This window comes from Actinospineispora eucalypti, assembly GCF_039543365.1.
GTDB lineage: Bacteria > Actinomycetota > Actinomycetes > Mycobacteriales > Pseudonocardiaceae > Pseudonocardia > Pseudonocardia eucalypti.
This window is the reverse complement of record NZ_BAABJP010000007.1, coordinates 676437-697559: the sequence shown is the minus strand read 5'-3', so window position 1 is coordinate 697559 and position 21123 is coordinate 676437. Positions and strand designations below refer to the sequence as shown.

Here is a 21123-nt window from a genome sequence, read left to right as displayed (position 1 = left end):
GCGTCAGTAGCTGAACTTGTCGACGTTCGCCGGGGTGAGCACCAGCGGTTCACCGAGCAACAGCGTCTTCTGGGCCGCGTCGTACTTCACCGCCGGCAGCGCCTCGCTGACCCGGTTGGTCTCGGCCAGCGGGGTGCCCTTCACCGACTGGGTGGCCGCCCACGCGGTCAGGTAGCCCAGGTTCTCCACGTCCCACAGCACCGAGCCGGCCGAGGCGCCGCTGGCCAGGTACCCCTTCATGGACTGCGGGGTGCCCACGCCGACGGTCTGCACCGTGCCGATCTTGCCGGCCTCGGTGACCGCCTGGGCCACGCCGGTGGCCGAGGTGGTGCACTGGCCGACCAGCCCGGTCAGGTCCGGGTGGGCGTTCATCAGGTCCTTGGACATGGCCACGGCGGCGTTCTGGTCCTCGCCGGCGTAGACCACGTCGATGAGCTGGGCGTTCGGGTACTTGGACGCCGCGTACGGTTTCTCCACGTCGATCCAGGAGTTCAGGTTGGCGGCGGTCTGCCCGCAGGACACGATGGCGAACTTGCCCTTGCCGCCCATCTTGGTCAGCAGGGTGTCCACCACGACCTCGCCGATGCCCTTGGGGCTGGCCTGGTTCACGAACGCCTCGCGCACCGAGTTGGGCGCGTCGGTGTCCGAGGTGAGCACCTTGATGCCCTTGGACTGGGCCTCGGCCAGCACCGGGGCGATGGAGTCCGGGTCGTTCGGCGCGACCACGATCGCGCTCACCCGCTGCTGGATCAGCGAGCGCACGATGCTGGTCTGCGCCGCCGGGTCGGCGGTGGTGGGGCCGTTGTAGATCCACTGCACGCCGAGCTCCTGGGCGGCTTTCTTCCCGCCGGTGTTCATCGCCTCGAAGTACGGGATGCCCTGGATCTTCGGCACGAACGCGATCTTGACCTGGGCACCGTTGCCGCCCGCGCCGCCGCTCTCCGTCTTCTTGCTGCACCCGGACAGGGCGAGGGCAGCGGCCAAGACCAGCGTCGCGCCCACCGTCAGGGACCTGGACCACTTCGTCATCTGTGTTCCCCTCACGCCGACAAGGAGGACACTCTAACTCGAACTCGACCGACCGGAAATCGTTCTCTCGTCAACTACCAGGTGACCGGCAGCGAGGTCACCGCGTACACGATGGAGAACGGCCGATAGGTCAGCTCCACCTCGGCCACCGCCAGCTTCAGCTCCGGGAAACGGCGCAGCAGGGCGGGGTAGGCGATCGCCATCTCCCGGCGGGCCAGCTCAGCGCCCACGCAGCGATGGATGCCGTACCCGAAGGCCAGGTGCGAGCTGACCGTGCGGGAGGGGTCCACCCGCTCCAGGTCCGACCCGAGGAACGGGTCCCGGTTCGCCCCGGACAGCGAGCAGATCACCATGTCCCCCGGGCCGATCCGCTGCCCGCCGATCTCCACCTCCCGGCGGGCCCACCTCGGGAACGCCACCTGCACCACCGAGATGTACCGCAGCAGCTCGTCCACCAGCGGGTACACCCGGTCCGGGGCCAACGCCGCCGCGCGCTGCTCCGGTTCGCGGAGCAGGATCAGCGTGCCCAGCGCCAGCATGCTGGCCGTGGTGTCGTGGCCGCCGGTGAGCAGGCCGTCGGCCAGCCCGGCCAGCTCCCGGTCGGTCAGGTCGTCGCCGTGCTCGCGGATCAGCCGGCCCAGCAGCCCGTCACCCGGCTCGGCGCGCTGCCGGGCGACCAGGCCGCCCAGGTAGGCCACCGACTCGTTGACCGCGTCCACCCCGCTGTCCAGCGCGCCGGAAAGGTCGAACCGGTTGTTGGACAGCCGCTGGAAGTCGTCGCGCTCCTCGTCCGGCACACCGAGCAGCTCGGAGATCACCAGCGCGGGGATCGGCTGGGCGAAGGTGCTCACCAGGTCCACCGGCGTCTCCGGGTCGGCCGCGCGCGCGGCCGCCATGTCGTCCAGGCACCCCTCCACCACTTCGGTGATGCGCGGCTCCAGCGCGCGTAACCGTTTGGCGGTGAACTCGGGCAGGAGCAGCTTGCGCAACCTGGTGTGTTTGGGCGGGTCGGCCATGCCCAGGCCACCGGGATCGCGGTCCTCGGTGGGGCCGCCCATGTTGGCCAGGTTGGCGAAGTCGTTGCTGAAGCGGTCGGCGTCGCCGAGTACGGCGCGCGTCTCGGAGTAACCGGTGACCAGCCATGCCGTGGGCCCGTTCGGGATCACCAGCGGACTGACCGGACGCTCGGCGCGCAACTGGCCGAGCTCCGGCACCGGGTCGAGACCGTTGCGGAGGAACTGCACCAGGGTCAGGGTTGGCTCGGACATCAATCCGGATAGTTGCCGACGACCGGCGACCGCCTTTCACCGGGGTAGGAAAAAGCCGGCAAAATCACCCCATTTTCTTTGCCATCGGCAAGGGTATTATTGACTTCGTCATAGATCTTGCCTACCGAGTGGCGAAAGGCCTGGCCATGCCGATCAGCACGACGCTCAGCGACGGGACCCGGAGCCGGCAAGTGACCCAGGTCCGCGCCTTCAACCGCTTCTACACCCGGATCATCGGCGCGCTCCGCGCCAACCTCCTGGACTCGCCGTTCTCCCTGGTGGAAGCCAGGATCATGTACGAGCTGGGGCAGCTGCCGGACGGCCTGGAGGGGGCGGCGCTGCGCCGCATGCTGGACCTGGACCCCGGCTACCTGAGCCGGGTTCTCACCAAGCTGGACACCAACGGCCTGGTCAGCCGCACCACCAGCGCGACCGACGGGCGCCGGCAGATCATCCGGCTCACCGAGGCCGGCCGCGCCGCGTTCGCCACCCTGGACCAGGGCTCGGACGACGCCGTGGCCGAGCTGATCGACCCGCTCGACCCGGAACAGCGCGCCCGCCTGGTCGAGGCCATGGTCGCCATCGAGCAGGTGCTCGGCGATCGCCCGGCCGCCCGGGGCTTCGTGCTGCGGCCGCCGGAGCCCGGCGACCTGGGCTGGGTGGTGGCGCGCAACGGCGCGCTGTACGCGGAGGAGTTCGACTGGGATGCCTCCTACGAGGCACTGGTGGCCCGGATCGTGGCCGACTACGCACAGAAGCACGACCCGGCCCGAGAGGCCTGCTGGATCGCCGAGCTGCACGGCCGCCGGGTCGGCGCGGTGTTCTGCGTCACCGACGCCGACGACCCGACCGGGCGGACCGCCCGGCTCCGCCTGCTGCTGGTGGAGCCCTCCGCGCGCGGCCACGGCATCGGCGAGCGGCTGGTCGACGAGTGCGTGCGGTTCGCCCGGCGCAACGGCTACGACCGGATGACCCTGTGGACCAACTCGGTGCTCGCGTCGGCCCGGCGGATCTACCAGCGGGGCGGCTTCACCCTGGACTCGGAGAACGAGCACCACAGCTTCGGGCAGGACCTGGTGGGCCAGACCTGGTCACTGAAGTTGAACTGAGATTACTGAGTGTAGTCGTCTACTTTGCGGACACGGTGATTCATCCCATTGAGTGTCGATGCCATGCTGGGCATACGGACATCTGCGTAACTGTTCGCATTACACGTATGGGCCGAACGCTGGAGGAGACGACGTCGTGTTGCACGGACGCTGGCAGAGCCTGGGCTCGCCGATCCGGTTGGTCTCGGCGGTGCTGAGCATTCTGTTGCTGACCGGCCCGCTGCTGCTGTTCGCCACCGGCACCGCGTCCGCGCACGGCCCCAACGAGCTCACCGCCAGCGAGCCGCCGGCCCACTCCACGGTGTCCGAACCGCCGAAGCGGGTGGTGCTGAACTTCAAGTGGCGGGTGCGGCCCGGGTCGGCCGTGGTCACCGTGCTGGGGCCGGACGGGCGCACCGAGTGGCAGCAGGGGAAACCCGGGGAGCTGGAAAACTCGGTGGGTGTCGACCTGCGCCGGCTGGACGGCGCGGGCCACTACGAGATCCGGTACAGCGGGCTCAGCAAGCGCGGCCACCCGTTCCAGGGCAGCACCGGGTTCACCCTGGCGGCCGGGGTGGCGGGCCGCGGCGGCCTCCCGGTGGCCTGGGTGGCCGGCGTCGTGCTGATCACCGCGCTGGCGACTACCGTCGGAGTTCAGCTGAACCGCCGCCTTCCCTGAAGCCGCCTTCCCGCAAGGAGCCACCCCGCATGGAGTACCGCAAGCTCGGCGCCACCGGGCTGGACGTGTCCCGGATCTGCCTCGGCTGCATGAGCTTCGGCCAGCCGGACCGGGGCGGCCACCCCTGGTCCCTGGACGAGGAACGGTCCCGGCCGCTCATCCGCCGGGCGGTCGAGGCCGGGATCAACTTCTTCGACACGGCCAACGTCTACTCCGCCGGCACCAGCGAGGAGATCACCGGCCGGGCACTGCGCGAGTTCACCGACCGCGACGAGGTCGTCATCGCCACCAAGCTGAACGGGCGGATGCGCCCCGGGCCGAACGGCGCCGGGCTGTCCCGCAAGGCGGTGCTCACTGAGATCGAGCACAGCCTGCGCCGGCTGGGCACCGACTACGTGGACCTCTACCAGATCCACCGGTGGGACCCGAACACCCCGATCGAGGAGACCATGGAGGCGCTGCACGACGTGGTGCGCTCCGGCAAAGCGCGCTACATCGGCGCATCCTCCATGTGGGCCTGGCAGTTTGCCAAGGCGCAGTACACCGCCGAGCGGAACGGCTGGACCAAGTTCGTCAGCATGCAGGACCACTACAACCTGCTCAACCGCGAGGAGGAGCGGGAGATGCTCCCGTTGTGCGCGGACCAGGGCGTCGGGGTGATCCCCTGGAGCCCGCTGGCCCGGGGCCGGCTGACCAGGGACTGGGACACCAGCACCGCGCGCAGCGAGACCGACGAGTTCGGCAACAAGCTGTACGTGGACTCCGACCGGGACATCGTCGCCCAGGTGGCCAAGCTGGCGTCGGCGCGCGGGGTACCCCGCGCCCACGTAGCCCTCGCCTGGCTGCTCAGCAAGCCGGTGGTCACCGCCCCCATCGTCGGCATCACCAAACCCGAACACCTGGACGACGCCGTAACCGCGGTAAACCTCACCCTGGACGCGGACGAGATCACCCAACTCGAAACCCCCTACGCCCCCCACTCCGTCGCCGGCTTCGCCTAACCTCCCTTCCCGCGAGTCGGGAATCTAGGTACGGCGAGTCGGGAAACTAGGTACGGCGAGTCGGGGATCCGGGTACGGCGAGTCGGGCATCCAGGCACACCTAGACACGGCTAGCCGGCCAGGTGGCGCGCCATGGCCTCGGCCGGCGCGGACAGGGCCGCCCGTTCGCGGCAGCACAGCAGCAGGCTGCGCCGCGCCCAGGCGTTGTCCAGCCGCACCGCGACCAGCCCCAGCTCCGCGCGCCACCGGTCCACCGCCGCCTCCGGCAGCACCGCCACGCCAATCCCGGCCGCGACCGCCCGGCAAACCGCCTCGGTGCCGCCCAGCCGCGCGCGGTACCTGGGCCGCAGACCCAGCGGCTCGGCCTGCCCCGCCAGGTGCTCCTGGAACGGGTTGCCCGCCCCTCGCCCGACGAACGGGTGCTCCAGGCACTCGCTGAACGACACTTCCGGCCTACCGGCCAGCGGATGGCCCGGCGGGCACACCACGACCAGCGGATCGGGCCGCAGCGGTTGTGTCTCCAGCCCGCCGTGGTCCACCGTGTCGGCGATGATGCCCAGCTCGGCGCGCCCCTCCCCGACCGCGGCGACGATCTCGTGGCTGGGCCGCTCCTCGGCCTGCACGTCGATGTCCGGGTGCTCGGCGAGGAACTCGGCCAGCGCGGTGGGCAGCAGCGTCTCTATCGCTGAGGTGTTCGCGGGCAGCGGCAGCGAGTTCCGCGCGCCGTCGGCCAGCCGGGCCAGCTCGGCGCGCATCCGGGTCCACTGCCGCACCACCGTCCGGGCGTGCGCGACCAGCAACCAGCCTTCGGGTGACGGGGTGACACCGCGCCGGTGCCGGAGCAGCAGCGGCGCGCCGAGCGCCTGCTCCATCGCCTTGATCCGCGCGCTGGCCGAGGCCAGGGAGAGGTGCGTTTGCGCCGCCCCCTGGGTGATGCTCCCCCGATCCACCACGTCCAGGAACAGCTGCAGGTCGGTCAGGTCGTAGGACACGGTCCCGCATCGTATGCCTTCGACACAGCCGAAGGCTAACCCCTGAGTTTCCGCATTGTGAAAGCCCGACCGCCGGGGCAACCTGGGCGCATGACCGCAACCGAGGTGACCGAACGACGCATCCTGCCCGGCTGGGCACTCGACGCCTGGGCGGACCGGCTGCTGGAGCAGGCCGGCGTCGGGGTGACCATCCTGGACCGGGCCGGACACGTCATGTACTTCAACAAGTGGGCCTCGGAGAACCTGGACCGAAAGACCGAGTACCTCGGCGTCGACGTGCGCAACCGGCACCGCCGGAGCATCACCAACCCCCGGTTCGACGCCATGATCGCGCTGTTCGAGAACGGCCGGACCGAACCGGTGCGCTACGTCGCCCGCCCGTACGGCAAGACCACCATCCTGGTCACCGTCTCGCCGATCAAGGTGGACGGCGAGCTGGTCGGTTTCTCCCAGATCGTGCTGCTCAAGGACGAGGTGCAGGAGCTGTGCGCCCGGTTCGACGAGTCCGGCAACGAGTCCTTCGAACGCGAGATGCTGGGTTAGTGTCTCCCGCACGCGCCTGACTGGGCGCGTGCTCGGCCAGCGCCTTCGGCGCTAACGCCCGGCGGCGTAGCCCTGGGAGCCGCGCGGGTTGGCGGCGGCGGCCAGGTGACCGGGCTCGCGGGCCACGGCGGAGAGCCGGCCCACGCTCCACGGCTCCCGCTCCACCACCCGGTGGCCCCGGCGGCGCAGCTCGGCCAGCACCTCCGGGGCGAACCGGTTCTCGGCGGCGACCTGGCCGGGATGCGCGGCCCGGGGAAAGAACGAGCCGGGGAAGTGCTCGCTGTGCAGCGCAGGCGCCTCGATCGCCGCCTGCAGGCCCAGCCCGCCGTGCACCAGGGCCAGGAAGAAGTGCAGGCTCCACTGGTCCTGCTGGTCCCCGCCCGGGGTGCCGAAGGCCAGCCACGGCTCCCCGTCGCGCAGCGCGAAGCTCGGCGACAGCGTGGTGCGCGGCCGCGCCCCCGGGCGCAGGGAGTTCGGCAGGCCCTGGTCCAGGGCGAACATCTGGCCCCGGGTGCCCAGAGCGAACCCCAGCGCGGGAATCGTCGGCGAGCTCTGCAGCCACCCGCCGCTCGGCGTCGCGGAGACCATGTTGCCCCAGCGGTCCACCACGTCCAGGTGGCAGGTGTCCCCGTTCACCCGGCCGCTGGCCGCGACCCTGGTCGGCTCGCCGACACCGAGCCCGGCCATGCCGAGCCCTCCCGCGCCGACCAGTTCTCCCCCACCGGAGCTCGCGTACGCGGGCAGCCTCGGCGCGCGGCCGCCCGGGCTCCCCGGCCGCAGCTCGTCGCTGGCCGACGGGCCGATCAGCGCCCGCCGCTGTGTGGTGTAACCGGCGTTGAGCAGCAGGGGCAACGTGTCCGGCTCGGCGCTGTCGCCGTACCAGGCCTCCCGGTCGGCGAACGCCAGCTTGGCCGCCTCGATCACCACGTGCAGGTAGTCCGGCGAGCCGTAGCCCAGTTCCCCGGAGCCGAGGCCCATCCCGTCCAGCAGGGCCAGCTGCTGGCCGAACACCGGGCCCTGGCCCCACAGGTCGGTCTTGAGCACCTGGTAGCGCCCGGCGTAGTCGAACCGCACCGGCTGCTCCACGGTCGCCGACCACCGGGCCAGGTCGTCGGCGGTGAGCAGCCCGGCGTGCTCCCGGCCGGAGGTGTCCAGCCAGGCCCGGCCGGCGCTGAACCGCCCGATCTCCTCGGCCACCCAGCCCCGGTACCAGGCGTCCCGGGCCGCCGAGATCCCCGCCTCTCGGCTCGGCCGGCCGCGCGCCTCCTCGGCCAGCCGCCGGTAGGTCTCGGCCAGTGCCGGGTTGGTCATCCAGGCACCCGCCGCCGGCGCGGCGCCTCCGGGCAGCCAGGCCGCCGCCGAGGTCGGCCAGTGCTCGGTGAACAGCTCGTCCACCAGCTCGATCGTCGCGGCGGCGGTGGCCGGCAGCGGGTAACCGGCGGTGGCGTAGGAGATCGCGTAGTCCAGCACCTCGGGCAGGCCCCAGCTGCCCCACCGTTCGAGCAGCAGCGTCCAGACGCCGAACGCGCCGGGCACGGTGGCCGCCAGCGGTCCGGTACCAGGCATCAGGTCCAGGCCCAGCCCCTCCAGATGGGCGATGGTGGCGGCCGCCGGCGCCACGCCCTGCCCGCACACCACGTGCGCCGCGCCCTCCCGGGCGTCCCAGAGCAGCAGCGGGACCTCGCCGGCCGGGCCGTTCATGTGCGGCTCGACCACCTGGAGCACGAATCCGGCGGCGGCGGCCGCGTCGAACGCGTTGCCGCCGCGTTCCAGCACGCTCATCGCGGTGCCGGAGGCCAGCCAGTGGGTGGACGCGGCCATACCGAACTGGCCCAGGAGCTGCGGTCGAGGAGGTGTCACAGAGTAGACAGCGTACGTGTGACGTCGCGCGCGGCGCGAGCCACCAACTCGCCCGTGCCCTTCGGCGGCGCCTGGTGGCTGAACAGCACCGAGATCGACGCCAACAGGCCGCTCCGGGTCGACACCGAGGCGGCGAAGCAGTACACCCCTGGCGCCACGTCCTGATGGTCGATGGCCAGCGCGGAGTGGTCGGTCAGCCGGTCCCGGACGCGCTTCCACTCCCGCCAGGAGTACCCGGGCGGAAGCAGGTGCGGGGGTTGCGCGGCCAGCAGTACCTGCCCGACGGCCGTGCGCACCACCCGTTCGTCGGCGATGCTCAGGTGCTGGCTGTTCTCCGCGCCCGTGCCGGCGCCGGCCACCACCCGCATCTCGCCGCCGTCCAGCACCGCCACCATCGCGGCGGCCGCGGTGAGGCGGGCCAGGGTCCGGCACGGCACCAGCGATGCCCGGCGCAGCGCCGGGTCCGGCTGCCAGCCCCGCCCCAGCCGGGCCAGCGTGCGGCCGATGTAGTAGCGCTGGTTGTGCCGCTGCACCGCCCCACGCGCGACCAGCTGCTCCAGCAGCCGGTGGGTGGTGGCCTTGGGCAGGCCGCTGTCCCGCGCCAGCTCGGACAGCCCGGCCCCGTGCTCGGCCCGGGACAACGTCTCCAACAGATCGAACGCGCCGTCCAGCACGCCCCTGCCGCCACCCTCGGTGGTCATCTCCACCTCGCACGCCCGTGCCCAGGCCAACCGTCCTAGCGTACCGACCGGACGTGATATCTGGGGTCCACTCAGCGGACCGATGCCTTGTTGACACCACTCCCCGAACGGATGATCAGCCGGGATCGCGACCGGGGGGTGCTGGTGGTGAACGTGCCGCTGCGCCTGCTGTCGTCCCTGCTCATGGCGGTGCCGCTGGTGACGGCGGCGGGCGTCCAGGCGAGCCCGTCTTCGACCACGCCCGGCGGTCAGGTCACGGTCACCGGGTCGGGATTCGACTGCGCGACCCCGGACCTGCCGAGCCGGGCCGTGGAGGTCTACGCGACCGGCCCGTCGAGTGACCCCGCCAACCGTCCCGCGCCGGTCCAGGTGGAACCGGACCAGTTCGGCTATTTCCGGGCCACACTCATCTTCCCGCCGACCGCGCCGTCCGGCGAGTACACCGTTGCGGCCTGGTGTGCGGCGGGGACGCACGACGGGCCGGGCATAACGACGAAGGTCACCGTGACCGCGCCGCCGGAGGAGCTGCGGCTGAGCCCCGGCTCGGTCGCCGCCGGCGGGTCGGTCACCGCCACCGGCAGCGGGTTCGTGAAGTGCGCGGCCGCCGGCGCCCGGGTGGCCATCCGGTTCGAGGACGCCACCGGCACCGCCCTCACCGACACCGCGGTCACGGCGGCGGGCACCTTCAGCGCGAGCTTCCGGGTGCCGGCGGGCACGCCGCCGGCCGGGTACGGCGTCGCCGCCGAGTGCACCGCCACCGAGACCGGCGAGTACGCCTCCGCCCCCCTCACCGTCACAGCAGCCCCGCGAACCACCACCCCGGGCCCGACCACGCCCCGCACGGCCTCACCGGACACCGGGACCCCGGAGACCGGGACCCCGGGCACCGGGCAGGGGTCGAGCGGCACCCCGGGCGGGCCGGGTACCTACACCGAGGGGCCTGATCCGTCGGGGCTGTTGGTGCTGCTCGCGGTGGTCGCCGCGCTGGTCGGCGGAGCAGTGCTGGTCCGGAAGCTGCTGCGCGGACGACCCGGCAAGTCGCCCGGGCCGCCGCCGGTGATCCACGCCAGCGCCGGGCCGCCCGAGCCCGGGACGACGCGGCTGCGCACCGGGCCGGGCCGGGCGCTGGCGATCCGGGTGCTGGCGCGCTCCGAACCCGGCGAGACCCGGGTGCGGGGCAGTGGTGGGGAGTGGTCGGAATGAGTCCGAGATGAGCGCCGGGCCGACCCTGGCGACGGTGCTCGGCTCCGGCGACACGGGCCGGGCCGGCACCGAGGTGCGCGGCGGGATGGCGCGGGCGAAGACCGCCGAGGACAACCTGGACGTCGGGCACGGCCCGCCGACCTTCCGCCTGTTCGAGGAACACGTCGCGGACGCACTGGTCGCCCAGCTGAACTCGCCGGTGGCCGACCTCGTGCTGGACGGCTGGCGCAAGTACCGGGAGCTCATCAAGGCCGCCGAGGACAGCCGGAACAACCCCGGATCACCCGCGGCCGTGGAGCTCGCCACCCACGAGATCGGGGTGACCAACCGGTATCCGGTGGACGTGTACGTCAACGGCAACCTGGTCAAGACGTTGGCCTTCGAGCTGGCGGTGTTCCTGGAGCTGCACAGCGTGGTCGCCGAGCTGCGGGACGGCCGGCTGGTCGCGGTGCGGGCCGGGGAGCTGCGGGCCGGCGCGCGGCTCGCGCTGGACGGCGTGACGCTCGCCGAGGGCACGCTGCCGCTCGCGGTAGCTCCCCTGGTCCCACTCGGCGCGGGCCTGGAGCTGGTGCCCGCCCGACCGGCTTCCGCGGCATCGAGCCCCGGCCCGGCTGCCCCGGCACCGCATGCCGGCCCGACTCCGTCCCCGGCGACGCAATCCGCCCCGGCGACGACGCCACCGAGTCCCTCGGGCGCCCCGTGGTGGACGAAGACATCCACCCCCTCGACCTCGGCGACGCCCAAGGAGACCCCCTGGTGGGAGCGCACATGAACCGAGACTGGCGCGCGCTCCCCCTCGCACCGGTGTACGCGCTGCTGATCACCTCGGCGCTGGTGCTGCTGGGCGGCGCGGTGCTGCAGAGCCCCACCACCCGGGTCCGGTTCCTGGACGTTCCGGAACTACCGCACCGGCCGTTCTCCGTGGCCCTGGTCAACGAGCGGGACAACCGGCTGCTGGGCACCGGCCTGGTCGACGACTCCCGTGAGGTCTCGTTCGTGACCCCGACGGAGAGCGCGCAACTCTGCGTCATCCCCCCGGCAACTCCGTCGATATGCCAGCCCGTCCGCGCCAACGCCGAGGAGCTGACCTTCCCGGCCCGGAGGCCCCGATGAGCCGCCCGGCGGTGCTGGCCGCCAGCCTGCTCTGCGCGCTGCCCGGCGGCTGGCTGGCCAGCCTGGCCTGGACGCTGACCACTCCCGTCCGGGTCGCCCTGGTGCTGACCGGCGCACTGGTCGGCGCGGCGGTGGCCGCCCTGGCGGTGACCGGTCCGTCCCCCGCCCGGCCCGGCCCGGCTCGGCCCCCCGAATCCCGGGCGAACGGACCCGGACGGCGCCCGCCGGCCGCGGGGGCTCCGTCCGACACCGCTCTGCCCCGCCACCGGACGGCCGACCGCGCCGTCTCCCGCCACGTCGCGAGCGGCTCCGCCGATCCGTCCCCGCCGGACCCGCACCCCGCCGGGCCAGACGACGCCGGGCCGGTTGGCCCCTGGCCGGACGGCGGGGACCGGGCCGAGCGGGCGGCGCTGATCGCGCAGTGCCCCCGGTGCGGCGAGCTGCGCCTGGACTCCGGCCGCAACGGCCCGGCCTACCGGTTCCGGTGCGGCAACCCGGGCTGCGGCCACGCCTGGACCTGGCACCCGGACGAGCCGTGGCCGCCGGTGGTGGTGCGCCGGAACCTGCCGAGCCGAACCGACCGGAAGCCGGGCTGACCAGAAACGGGAGAACATGTCCGAAACCACCTACAGCCGGTCGGTCACTCGGTCCGACCCCGGGTGCATCGCCGTGCTCCTGGACCGCTCCGACTCGATGAAGACGCCGTGGTCCGGGACGGGTTCCTCGATGGCCGTCGGCGCGGCCCTGGCGCTGAACAACATCTTGTTGGACCTGTGCATCACCGGCACCGCCGAGGTGAACCAACCGGTACGGCACTACTTCGACGTCGGCGTGTTCGGCTACGGCGCCTGTCTGACCAACCCCGGCGAGGGTGTCGAGTCGGCGTTCGGCGGGGCGTTGGCCGGGCGCGGGCTGGTCCCGCTGCCGGAGCTCGCGGACAACCCGCTGACCGTGCGCGAGGAGCCGTCGGTGGATCGGATGGCGGCCAGCTCGATGATCCCGATCTGGGTCGAGCCGGTGCACGGCTACCGCACCCCGATGTGCGAGGCGATCGCGGTGGTCGGCGACCACGTGCTGGACTGGGCGCAGAAGCACCGCGACTCGTTCCCGCCGATCGTCATCAACATCACCGACGGGATGGTGACGGACAGCCCGTACCGGGGCGCCCGGCTGGAGGAGTGGGTCCAGCGGCTCACCTCGATCCGCACCAACGACGGGCCGGCGCTGTTCTTCAACGTCTTCCTCTCCCCCGCCCACGCCCCCGAGGTGCTCTTTCCCGCTCGCGCGGCGGGCCTGCCCGAGCCCGGCCCGCTGCTGTTCGGCCTGAGCAGCGAACTTCCCGCGCCGATGCTGGAGAACGCCCGGGCGGACGGCGTGGACGTGCGGCCGGGGGCGCGCGGGCTGGCGTTCAACGTGGGCCGGTCCACCCTGCTCCGGGTGCTGCAGATCGGCACCCGCGTCCCCGGCCGGCCCTACTAGCGTGGAACGCGCATTCCGAGCGGGCGCCCAGTTCGGCGCACGCGGGCGACACTGGTCCGTGATCCCGACCATGGTGACCTTCTACGCGCCGAAGGCGGGCAACGCCGAGCACGAGTGGGAGGACGGCGCGGCGACCGACCCGGGCGACCCGCTGGCCGGTCGCAACCCCCGGTTCGCGGTGGCCGACGGCGCCACCGAGGGCTTCGGCTCGGCACGCTGGGCCGCGGCGCTCACCGCCGGCTTCCTGGGCAACGGGGCCGAGCGCCCACCCCCACTGAGCCACGGGCCGCTGGGTGAGTGGCTGGTCCGCGCGCAGGAACGGTGGAACCGGGACCCGGCCCTGGCCGGCGCGAACGAGCTGGCCCGGTTGAAGGCCGCCCGGGTGGGTTCGTTCGCCACCTTCCTGGGGTGCGAGCTGACCGGGCTGGCCGGTCCGTCACCGGGCTGGCACGCGATCGGGCTGGGCGACACGGTGCTGTTCCAGGTCCGGGGCCGGCGGCTGGTCACCCAGGCCCCGCCGATCCCCCCGGACGGCTTCGGGGTGAACCCGGACGGCATCTCCACCAAGCCCGAGCGCCTCGCCGCCACGTTGGACCGGCTCGAGTACCACTCCGGCCGGCTGGCCGAGGGCGACCGGCTCTACCTGGCCACGGACGCGCTGGCGCAGTGGCTGGCCGGCGCCGCGCACAGCGGCGCGCACAGCGGCGGGCACGGCGGCGGGCATGGCCGCGGGTCGCCGTGGCCGGCGCTGGCCGCGCTGGAGCACCCGGCCACGTTCCGGGCGCTGGTCACCGAGCTGCGCCGGACGGGCGCGATGGTGAACGACGACGTCACGCTGCTGCGGGTACACCTGGCGGCCGGGCCGCCCCGGCATCTGGTGGTGTGCGGGTAGATGTCGGATTTCCCCAGCAAGGAGGACTACCTGAAGGCGGTCCAGCATTCCGAGGCGTTCCGCTGCGCGGAGCTGCGGAGCGCGGAGTTCGCGCTGCACCCGGTCTGGCGGATTCCCAGCCCGGCCTCGGGCACCAGTGCGGTGGTGTTCAAGGCGGTGCTGGACGGCGAGGAGCAGGCGCTGCGCTTCCCCACCCGGGCCGGCGCCTGCCACCGGGACCGCTACACGGCGCTGCGCGACCACTTCCTCGGCCACCGGCTGACCGACTGCGTGGCCATGTCGCACTGGGTGGACGACGCGATCACGGTGAACGGCCGCACCTGGCCGATGATCCGGATGACCTGGGTGAACGGCCGCACCCTGAACCGGCACGTCGAGGACCTGGTGGAGACCGGCGACACCGGCGCACTGGCCACCCTGGCCGGCACCTGGCGGGATCTGGTCCTGCGCCTGCAGGCGGCCGAGTTCGCGCACGGCGACCTGCAGCACGGCAACGTGCTGGTGGACGGTGCGGGGGTGCCCCGGCTGGTCGACTTCGACTGCTCGTGGATCGGCCGGTTCGCCGGGCAGCCCCCGCCGAGCGAGACCGGGCACCGCAACTACCAGCCGCCGGGCCGGCCGTGGGGCCCGCGGATGGACACCTTCCCCGGGCTGGTCATCTACCTGTCCCTGCTCGCGCTGTCCCGCAACCCAGCACCGTGGCGGAGCCTGCACGTCGGGGACAACCTGCTGTTCCAGCGCGACGACTTCCAGCCGCCGTTCCGCACGCCGACCTGGACGCACCTGGCCGCCCTGCACGACCCGGAGGTGGACCACCTCGCCGACCGCCTGCGGGAGCAGTGCCATCCCGGCTCGCCCATCCCCGAGCTGCACGAACTGCTCACCGGCGCCGCCACCCGCCCGTGGTGGGAACGCCTGGACCAGCCGGTCCCCTCAACCCCGCCGCCGCCCCGGGGGAAGCCCAAGCGGCCGAAACCATCGCCGACGCCACGCGCCTCGGCCAGGCCGACCACCAAGCGAGCGCCCCTGCACCGGCGCATCTCGCGGGCCTTGGGTGCGACGCTGGCCGGCCTGCTCACCTGTGGCTTCTTCACCGCGATGAGCCAGGGGCTGGGTGCGCCGCCGGCGACCGGGCTGCTGGCCGGGCTGGCGATGGGCATCCTGCTGGCGACGGCGGTGCTGGTGCGGCAGTGAGCTACCGCGGGGTGTCGCAGTTGATGCACCGGTAGCGGTGGCCGACCATCGCCACCACAATCGCCACCACCACCCCGGCGACGGCCCAGTGGATGTTCGTGAAGATCCGGTCCACCGGCGGTGTCCCGCCGTGGCTGAGCACCCGGAGGAACCCGCTCTGCATCACCGTCATACCCACCCCGCCGAGGAAGGCGAGCACCGCGACCAGCGCGGCGACGGGGTTCACGTGGCCGGCGTAGTAGCGGCCGCCGCACTGCCGGCACGGACGCTTCCGCGTCACCGAGGTCTGCGCCACGAACCGAGTGTGACGAGGGCACCGCACCGGGTGAAGCACCCGGTCCGCTGGGTGGACCGCCGCTGCCGGTGACCACCCTCACCCGACCTCACCGGTGGGCCAATGAGCGCACAGCCCGAGCAGGGGTCAGGATGTGCTCGGGATATTGACCGGAACGGGAGGTTTTGGTGAGCGAGAGCAGAGTGGCCATCGTGACCGGGGCGGCGCGCGGCATCGGTGCCGCGACCGCGCAGCGGCTGGCCAAGGACGGGCACGCGGTCGCCGTGGTGGACCTGAACGAGGATTCCTGCGCGGACACGGTCACCCGGATCACCAAGGACGGCGGCAACGCGCTGGCCGTCGGCGCGGACGTGAGCAGCACCGAAGCGGTGACCGCCGCCGTCGAGCGGGTCGCCGACGTGCTCGGCCCGCCCACCATCCTGGTCAACAACGCCGGCGTGACCCGGGACAACCTGGTCTTCAAGATGACCGACGAAGACTGGGACATGGTGATCGGCGTGCACCTGCGCGGCTCGTTCCTGATGGCCCGCGCGACCCAGGCGCACATGGTCAAGGCCGACTGGGGCCGAATCGTGAACCTGTCCAGCACCTCCGCACTGGGCAACCGGGGCCAGACCAACTACTCCACCGCCAAGGCCGGCCTGCAGGGCATGACCAAGACGCTGGCCATCGAGCTGGGCCGCTACAACATCACGGTGAACGCCATCGCGCCCGGGTTCATCGCCACCGAGATGACCAAGGCCACCGCCGAGCGGGTCGGCGTGGCGTGGGAGGACTACCAGAAGAACGCGGCGGCCAATATCCCGGTGCGCCGGGTCGGCAAGCCGGACGACATCGCCAACGCGGTCTCCTTCTTCGCCAGCGAGGACTCCGGCTTCGTCTCCGGCCAGGTGATCTACGTAGCCGGCGGCCCCAAGGCCTGACCAGGGAGGGCGGGAGCACCCGACTGCTCCGCGGTTTCGCCGAGCGGCAGCGTAGTTCCCCCATTTCATGATCGAAAAGGAACTGGGCTGCCGCTGGGTGCTAGGGGGCGGCGGCGCGGCGGGCGCGGTGCCAGGTGACCAGGCGGCGGGCGATCGGGTCCAGGACGCGGGCGAGCACCGGGCCGAGAATGGCCATCAGCAGCACATACGTCGTCGCCAACGGCGCCAGGCCGTCGTTGAGCGCACCGGAGGCGACGGCCAGCCCGGCGATCACGATGGAGAACTCGCCCCGGGCGACCAGCGCCGCCCCGGCGCGCACGCGGCCCGTACCGCTGGCCACCCGACGAGCCGCGAACCAGCCGGTGGCCAGCTTGGTGACCGTGGTGACCGCGGCCAGCGCTATGGCCACCGGGAGCACCGGCGGGATCTCCCCCGGGTGGGTGTTGAACCCGAAGACCACGAAGAACATGGCGGCGAACAGGTCGCGCAGCGGGGTGAGCACGCGGGTGGCGTTCTCCGCGGTCTCCCCGGAGATGGCGATGCCCAGCAGGAACGCGCCGACCGCGGCCGAGACCTGCAGCTGCGACGCCAGCCCGGCCACCAGCAACGCGACCCCGAGCAGGCGCAGCAGGAAGACCTCGGAGCTGGGCGAGTCCACGATCAGCGAGACGAACCGCCCGTAGCGCAGCGCCACCACCATCACCACGGCCAGCAGCGCCAGCGCCACCCCGACGCTGCGCAGGCCGTTCAGGAAGCTCACCCCGGCCAGCGCGGCGGTCGTGATGGGCAGGTACAGCGCCATCGCCAGGTCCTCCATGACCAGCACGGAGAGCACCGCCGGGGTCTCCCGGTTACCCAGCCGGCCGAGGTCGCCGAGCACCTTGGCGATGATCCCCGAGGAGGACACCCAGGTCACCCCGGCCATGGCCAGCGCGCCGAGCGGCCCCCAGCCCAGCAGCAGCGCGGCGATCGCCCCGGGCGCGGCGTTGAGCACCATGTCCAGCACCCCGGCCAGCCAGGACTGGCGCAACCCGGTCACCAGGTCGGTCGCGCTGTACTCCAGGCCCAGCAGCAACAGCAGCAGCACCACGCCGACCTCGGAGGCCAGCTCGGTGAACGACTCGATGCCGGCCAGCGGGACCAGCCCGCCCGTGCCGAAGGCCAGTCCGCCGAGCAGGTACAACGGCACCGGGGAGATCCCGATCCGGGACGCCATCCGGCCGAGCACGCCGAGCCCGAAGAACAGCGCACCGAGCTCGAGCAGCGCGATCGCGGTGTGCGGCAACGGCTCAGCCTTGTTCGAGGATGGCGGCCGCCTGCTTCAGTCCGTCCGCTGTGCCGACGATGACCACCAGGTCGCCGCCGTCGAACCGGAAGTCGGGGCGGGGCGAGGGCAGCACAGTGCCGCCCCGGAGCACGGCGACGACGGACGCCCCACTGCGGGTCCGCATCGCGGTGTCGCCGAGCGTGCGGCCGGCGTAGGGCGAACCGTGGGTGATGGGGAACTGCGCGGTGGCCACCCCGGGCACCTCGGACTGCTCGGCCCGCAGCTGGGCGACCAGGTTGGGCGCGCCGAGGAGGGTGCCCAGCGCCACACACTCCGGCTCGTTGAGCGGCACCGCCGCGCTGCACGCGTCCGGGTCGGTCAGGTCGGAGACGAGCAGCTCACGGTGCCCGTCTCGATGGCTGAGCACGCCCACCCGCCGTCCGGTGCTGGTGGTGAACTCCTGCTTCGTGCCGACCCCGGGCAGCCGGGTGACCTCCACATCCACGCCAACCAGCCTAACTTTCTCTGGTTAGTACAACGAACAACAGCCCGGCCAGCATCGCGAAACCGCACATCAACGCGCCCATGCCGAGCGCACCGGCGCCCCCGAGCCATCCCACGGCCGGCGCGGCGGCCGCGCCCAGGGCGAACTGGGTGAGCCCGAGCAGCGCGGAGGCGTTGCCTGCCTCCTCCTTCCGGTCGGCCAGGGCCAGCGCCACGGCGTTCGGCGCGATCAGCCCGACGCTGGCCACCACCACGAACAGCCCGACCAGCACGAACGGCAGGCTCAACCCGAGCGCCGTGGCGACCAGCAGCTCCAGCCCACCCAACACGCTCGCGGTCAGCCCGGCCGCGACCAGCGGGCGCGACGACCAGCGGCGCAGCAGCGCCCGGTTCAGCTGGCCCAGCCCGATGATGCCCACCGAGTTCACCCCGAAGGCGATGCCGAACTCCTGCGGGCTGAGCTGGTAGACGTGCTGCAGCACGAACGGCGTGCCGGCGATGTAGCAGAACAGCGCGGCGAACACCGCGCCCAGGGTGAGCGCGTAGCCCATGAACGACCGGGTGCCCAGCAGCCGCCGCATCACCCGCAGGCTGTCCGCCAGCCCACCGGTGCGCCGGGCCTGCGGCGGCAGCGTCTCGGCCAGCCCGAAACCCACCGCGACCAGCAGCGACGCCCCGTAGACGGCCAGCACGCCGAACAGCGCCGGCCAGGGCAGCACCTCCATCAACAGGCTGCCCATCAGCGGCGCCGCGATCGGCGCCACGCCGTTCACCAGCATCAACAGCGAGAAGAACCGGGCCATCTCGACCCCGGCGAACAGGTCCCGGACCACCGCCCGGGCGATCACCATGCCGGCCCCGCCGGCCAGGCCCTGGACCAGGCGCATCCCGGTCAGCACGGTGACCGATCCGGCCAGCGCGCAGCCGATGGACGCCGCCACGTACACCGCCAACCCGATCATCAGCGGCCAGCGCCGGCCCAGGGCATCACTGGCCGGGCCGACCAGCAGCTGCCCCAGGCCGATGCCCACCAGGCAGGCGGTCAGGGTGAGCTGCACCTGCGCCGCGCCCACCCCGAACTGCCGGGACATCTCGGGCAGCGCGGGCAGGTACAGGTCGATCGACATCGGCGCGAAAGCGGCGAGCGAACCCAGGATCAGGGTCAGCCGGAGGCCCCGGTGTTGGGTTTCGCTCAACGCTCCCGCTAACTCAGCGCTGCCCGATGCGCGGTAAGAACCGCCCGGTGCGCCGGCGGTAGCGCTGGTAGTCGGCGCCGAACAGCCCCTCCAGCGTCGGCTCACGCACCGCGCGGGCCTGCACCTGCACCGCGACCAGCAGCAACAGGGTAGCCAGCACCGCGAGCGGGGTGGGTGCCATGAACAAGGTGCCGGCCATCAGCACCACTATCCCGGTCAGCCCGGGATTCCGCACTCGCGAATAGACGCCGCCGGTGACCAGCCGCGCCTCGGTGCGGCCGTCCCGCCACGCCCGCCGGACCCGGCCCAGGCCCACCTGCGCGGCCAGCAGCAGCGCCACGCCCAGCAACATCACGCCGGCGCCGAGCACGGCCCAGCCGGGCGCGGACAGCGGCCGGATCGGCTGCACCAGGTCGGCGGCCACCAGCACCGAAGACGCCAGCCCGAGCAGCACCGAGGACCACAACAACACGGCGGCCAGGCGCCCGGTGCCGCCGCGCCGCCGGGCGGGCACCCGGTACGGCCCGGGACCGCGACCACCCTGCACCTTCGGCGCGCGCGTGCGCACCAGCCAACCGGCGATGATGCCCACCACCGCGACGCCGAACGCCACCCAGCCGGCGATGTGGTGCCCGGCGGCCTCCCACCGCCCGGCCTGCGCGAACTGGCCGGCCGCGTCGATCAGCAACCAGCCGCCGAACAGCACGAACAGCGCCGACGCGCCGAACCGCACGGTACGTTCCGGCAGCTGCCGGCCCAGCACCCGACCGACCAGGATGGCCAGCGCGTCCGCCACCACCATGCCCACGGTGGAGCCCAGCCAGGTGCCGAACCAGCCGTGGTGGGTGGCCAGCGTGATGGTGGCCAGCATGGTCTTGTCACCCAGCTCGGCCAGGAAGAACGCCCCGGTCACCGCGATCACGGCGGAGCGGGTGGTCCGGTTCGCCCGGCCGCTGTCCGCCTCGGAGAGCTCGTCCCCGCGCAGCGTCCACGCGGCGAACCCGAAGAAGGCCAGCCCGCCGGCCAGCAGGATCCACTGGGTAGGCATTGCCGCGCCGAGGCCGTAGCCGACCGCGACCGAAACCGCGTGCACCAGCGAGGTGGCCAGCGTGATGCCGGCCAGCACGGGCCACGGGCGGTAGCGGACGGCGAACGTCAACGCCATGAGCTGGGACTTGTCGCCGAGCTCGGCGACGAAGATCACCCCGAAGCTCAGCAGGAAGGCTGGGACCCACTCGACCACGTCTGTACCCCCGATCGTGTCGGACCGGAGGAATGCGAGTCTCCGACCCGGCGGTTACGCCGAATCGAAGGTCTCGCTCGCCTCTCTCGTGAACCAGAGAGGCCGCACGGCCGGGCGGCATGGGCCACCAGTGTGTCGACCGCGACGTTGGGAGCTACTCCCCTTCGCTGTCGCCCAGTTTACCAGGTTGGTCCGGCCGGGTGAGGATGACGACCGGGATCTCCCGGTCCGTCCAGGCCTGATAGCTGGCGAAGTCGGCGTAGAGATCGACCAGGCGCGGCCACAGCTCGGCCCGTTCGGCCGGCGTCGCCACCCGCGCGCGCACCGGCTGGTTCGGGTGCCCCTTGAGGTGCACCCGGGTTTCGGGGTGGCTGGTGAGGTTGAAGAACCACTGCGGGTGCTTCGGCAGGCCGCCCTGCGAGCCGACGATCACCAGGTCGTCGCCGTCGCGCAGGTAGAGCAGCGGGGTGGTGAAGCGGCGGCCGGACTTGCGCCCCCGGTGCTCCAGCAACAGCGTCGGCACCGGCTTGCGGAAGCCCGCGCCCATCCGCCAGGTGCTCCCGACCCGCCCGCCGGTGAGCTTGAAGATCTTCACCTGGCCACGCGCCATGTACTTCATGATCTTGGCCGTGACCGGCGAGTTCAGGTGCTTG

At 72.5% G+C, this 21123-nt stretch carries 23 protein-coding genes; 12 read left to right on the top strand and 11 right to left on the bottom strand.

The genetic code is table 11. From position 1 onward, the window contains the following. Nucleotides 1–3: 3 nt before the first annotated feature. Nucleotides 4–1029 (bottom strand): substrate-binding domain-containing protein, encoded by a 1026-nt coding sequence (locus ABEB12_RS10865; RefSeq protein ID WP_185066406.1) that lies wholly within the window; start codon nucleotides 1027–1029, stop codon nucleotides 4–6. Nucleotides 1030–1103: 74 nt separating this feature from the next. After that, the gene (locus ABEB12_RS10860; RefSeq protein WP_185066407.1) at nucleotides 1104–2297 is read right to left on the bottom strand and encodes a cytochrome P450; all 1194 of its coding nucleotides are present in this window, start codon (nucleotides 2295–2297) and stop codon (nucleotides 1104–1106) included. Nucleotides 2298–2488: 191 nt separating this feature from the next. Between ABEB12_RS10860 and ABEB12_RS10855 the strand changes: the two genes are divergently transcribed. The 3 genes from ABEB12_RS10855 to ABEB12_RS10845 all read left to right on the top strand — a co-directional run bounded on the left by ABEB12_RS10855 (nucleotide 2489) and on the right by ABEB12_RS10845 (nucleotide 5065). Further along, nucleotides 2489–3406, top strand: a complete 918-nt coding sequence (locus ABEB12_RS10855) for a bifunctional helix-turn-helix transcriptional regulator/GNAT family N-acetyltransferase (protein WP_345702726.1) — start codon at nucleotides 2489–2491, stop codon at nucleotides 3404–3406. Nucleotides 3407–3542: 136 nt separating this feature from the next. Further along, the gene (locus tag ABEB12_RS10850; RefSeq protein WP_185066409.1) at nucleotides 3543–4064 is read left to right on the top strand and encodes a copper resistance protein CopC; all 522 of its coding nucleotides are present in this window, start codon (nucleotides 3543–3545) and stop codon (nucleotides 4062–4064) included. A 29-nt stretch (nucleotides 4065–4093) separates the two neighbouring features. Continuing rightward, nucleotides 4094–5065 carry an aldo/keto reductase gene (locus ABEB12_RS10845; protein ID WP_185066410.1) on the top strand — a complete coding sequence of 324 codons (972 nt, stop codon included), beginning with the start codon at nucleotides 4094–4096 and terminating at the stop codon, nucleotides 5063–5065. 110 nt (nucleotides 5066–5175) lie between these two features. Here ABEB12_RS10845 and ABEB12_RS10840 read toward each other — a convergent pair whose 3' ends face one another. Further along, nucleotides 5176–6057, bottom strand: a complete 882-nt coding sequence (locus tag ABEB12_RS10840) for a LysR substrate-binding domain-containing protein (protein WP_185066411.1) — start codon at nucleotides 6055–6057, stop codon at nucleotides 5176–5178. A gap of 90 nt (nucleotides 6058–6147) precedes the next feature. Here ABEB12_RS10840 and ABEB12_RS10835 point away from each other — a divergent pair, with 90 nt between their 5' ends. Further along, nucleotides 6148–6600, top strand: coding sequence for a PAS domain-containing protein (locus tag ABEB12_RS10835; protein ID WP_185066412.1), 453 nt, complete (start codon nucleotides 6148–6150; stop codon nucleotides 6598–6600). A gap of 51 nt (nucleotides 6601–6651) precedes the next feature. Here the strand turns inward: ABEB12_RS10835 and ABEB12_RS10830 are convergent, their stop codons facing one another. Both ABEB12_RS10830 and ABEB12_RS10825 read right to left on the bottom strand, forming a co-directional pair. Continuing rightward, nucleotides 6652–8460, bottom strand: coding sequence for a gamma-glutamyltransferase family protein (locus ABEB12_RS10830; RefSeq protein WP_345702725.1), 1809 nt, complete (start codon nucleotides 8458–8460; stop codon nucleotides 6652–6654). Further along, the gene (locus ABEB12_RS10825) at nucleotides 8457–9191 is read right to left on the bottom strand and encodes a helix-turn-helix domain-containing protein (RefSeq protein WP_185066413.1); all 735 of its coding nucleotides are present in this window, start codon (nucleotides 9189–9191) and stop codon (nucleotides 8457–8459) included. Before ABEB12_RS10825 ends, ABEB12_RS10830 begins: the two co-directional genes overlap by 4 nt. Before the next feature lie 81 nt (nucleotides 9192–9272). Between ABEB12_RS10825 and ABEB12_RS10820 the strand changes: the two genes are divergently transcribed. The 7 genes from ABEB12_RS10820 to ABEB12_RS10790 are packed head-to-tail and all read left to right on the top strand — an operon-like array spanning nucleotide 9273 to nucleotide 15042. Next, a complete protein-coding gene (locus ABEB12_RS10820) occupies nucleotides 9273–10364 on the top strand; it encodes a hypothetical protein (RefSeq protein WP_185066414.1) in 1092 nt (363 codons plus the stop codon). A gap of 7 nt (nucleotides 10365–10371) precedes the next feature. Further along, complete coding sequence (locus ABEB12_RS10815) at nucleotides 10372–11136, top strand: hypothetical protein (RefSeq protein ID WP_185066415.1); 765 nt, start codon at nucleotides 10372–10374, stop codon at nucleotides 11134–11136. Continuing rightward, nucleotides 11133–11477 (top strand): hypothetical protein, encoded by a 345-nt coding sequence (locus ABEB12_RS10810; protein ID WP_185066416.1) that lies wholly within the window; start codon nucleotides 11133–11135, stop codon nucleotides 11475–11477. Before ABEB12_RS10815 ends, ABEB12_RS10810 begins: the two co-directional genes overlap by 4 nt. After that, nucleotides 11474–12073, top strand: a complete 600-nt coding sequence (locus tag ABEB12_RS10805) for a hypothetical protein (protein ID WP_185066417.1) — start codon at nucleotides 11474–11476, stop codon at nucleotides 12071–12073. Before ABEB12_RS10810 ends, ABEB12_RS10805 begins: the two co-directional genes overlap by 4 nt. Before the next feature lie 16 nt (nucleotides 12074–12089). Beyond that, nucleotides 12090–12956 (top strand): vWA domain-containing protein, encoded by an 867-nt coding sequence (locus ABEB12_RS10800; RefSeq protein ID WP_185066418.1) that lies wholly within the window; start codon nucleotides 12090–12092, stop codon nucleotides 12954–12956. A 1-nt stretch (nucleotide 12957) separates the two neighbouring features. Then, on the top strand, nucleotides 12958–13848 hold the full coding sequence (locus ABEB12_RS10795; protein ID WP_221499058.1) for a hypothetical protein: 891 nt from the start codon (nucleotides 12958–12960) through the stop codon (nucleotides 13846–13848). After that, on the top strand, nucleotides 13849–15042 hold the full coding sequence (locus ABEB12_RS10790) for a phosphotransferase (RefSeq protein WP_185066419.1): 1194 nt from the start codon (nucleotides 13849–13851) through the stop codon (nucleotides 15040–15042). 1 nt (nucleotide 15043) lies between these two features. Here ABEB12_RS10790 and ABEB12_RS10785 read toward each other — a convergent pair whose 3' ends face one another. After that, nucleotides 15044–15337, bottom strand: coding sequence for a hypothetical protein (locus ABEB12_RS10785; RefSeq protein WP_185066420.1), 294 nt, complete (start codon nucleotides 15335–15337; stop codon nucleotides 15044–15046). Nucleotides 15338–15504: 167 nt separating this feature from the next. Between ABEB12_RS10785 and fabG the strand changes: the two genes are divergently transcribed. Next, nucleotides 15505–16260, top strand: a complete 756-nt coding sequence (gene fabG, locus ABEB12_RS10780; RefSeq protein WP_185066421.1) for a 3-oxoacyl-ACP reductase FabG — start codon at nucleotides 15505–15507, stop codon at nucleotides 16258–16260. A 100-nt stretch (nucleotides 16261–16360) separates the two neighbouring features. Here the strand turns inward: fabG and ABEB12_RS10775 are convergent, their stop codons facing one another. The 5 genes from ABEB12_RS10775 to ABEB12_RS10755 form a co-directional block, all read right to left on the bottom strand. Then, nucleotides 16361–17545 (bottom strand): cation:proton antiporter domain-containing protein, encoded by a 1185-nt coding sequence (locus ABEB12_RS10775; protein ID WP_185066422.1) that lies wholly within the window; start codon nucleotides 17543–17545, stop codon nucleotides 16361–16363. 4 nt (nucleotides 17546–17549) lie between these two features. Beyond that, nucleotides 17550–18032, bottom strand: a complete 483-nt coding sequence (locus tag ABEB12_RS10770) for a TrkA C-terminal domain-containing protein (protein WP_185066423.1) — start codon at nucleotides 18030–18032, stop codon at nucleotides 17550–17552. Nucleotides 18033–18042: 10 nt separating this feature from the next. Next, nucleotides 18043–19227: a multidrug effflux MFS transporter gene (locus ABEB12_RS10765; protein WP_345702724.1), complete on the bottom strand. Its 1185-nt coding sequence runs from the start codon at nucleotides 19225–19227 to the stop codon at nucleotides 18043–18045. Nucleotides 19228–19240: 13 nt separating this feature from the next. Beyond that, nucleotides 19241–20470 (bottom strand): TMEM165/GDT1 family protein, encoded by a 1230-nt coding sequence (locus ABEB12_RS10760; RefSeq protein WP_185066424.1) that lies wholly within the window; start codon nucleotides 20468–20470, stop codon nucleotides 19241–19243. Nucleotides 20471–20624: 154 nt separating this feature from the next. Next, nucleotides 20625–21089: a nitroreductase/quinone reductase family protein gene (locus ABEB12_RS10755; protein WP_185066714.1), complete on the bottom strand. Its 465-nt coding sequence runs from the start codon at nucleotides 21087–21089 to the stop codon at nucleotides 20625–20627. Nucleotides 21090–21123: the final 34 nt, after the last annotated feature.

Coding starts and splice junctions, on each gene's coding strand:
- ABEB12_RS10865 (WP_185066406.1), bottom strand. CDS start 1,029: ATGACGAAGTGGTCCAGGTCCCTGACGGTGGGCGCGACGCTGGTCTTG.
- ABEB12_RS10860 (WP_185066407.1), bottom strand. CDS start 2,297: ATGTCCGAGCCAACCCTGACCCTGGTGCAGTTCCTCCGCAACGGTCTC.
- ABEB12_RS10845 (WP_185066410.1), top strand. CDS start 4,094: ATGGAGTACCGCAAGCTCGGCGCCACCGGGCTGGACGTGTCCCGGATC.
- ABEB12_RS10835 (WP_185066412.1), top strand. CDS start 6,148: ATGACCGCAACCGAGGTGACCGAACGACGCATCCTGCCCGGCTGGGCA.
- ABEB12_RS10820 (WP_185066414.1), top strand. CDS start 9,273: ATGATCAGCCGGGATCGCGACCGGGGGGTGCTGGTGGTGAACGTGCCG.
- ABEB12_RS10815 (WP_185066415.1), top strand. CDS start 10,372: ATGAGCGCCGGGCCGACCCTGGCGACGGTGCTCGGCTCCGGCGACACG.
- ABEB12_RS10810 (WP_185066416.1), top strand. CDS start 11,133: ATGAACCGAGACTGGCGCGCGCTCCCCCTCGCACCGGTGTACGCGCTG.
- ABEB12_RS10805 (WP_185066417.1), top strand. CDS start 11,474: ATGAGCCGCCCGGCGGTGCTGGCCGCCAGCCTGCTCTGCGCGCTGCCC.
- ABEB12_RS10800 (WP_185066418.1), top strand. CDS start 12,090: ATGTCCGAAACCACCTACAGCCGGTCGGTCACTCGGTCCGACCCCGGG.
- ABEB12_RS10790 (WP_185066419.1), top strand. CDS start 13,849: ATGTCGGATTTCCCCAGCAAGGAGGACTACCTGAAGGCGGTCCAGCAT.
- ABEB12_RS10755 (WP_185066714.1), bottom strand. CDS start 21,089: ATGAAGTACATGGCGCGTGGCCAGGTGAAGATCTTCAAGCTCACCGGC.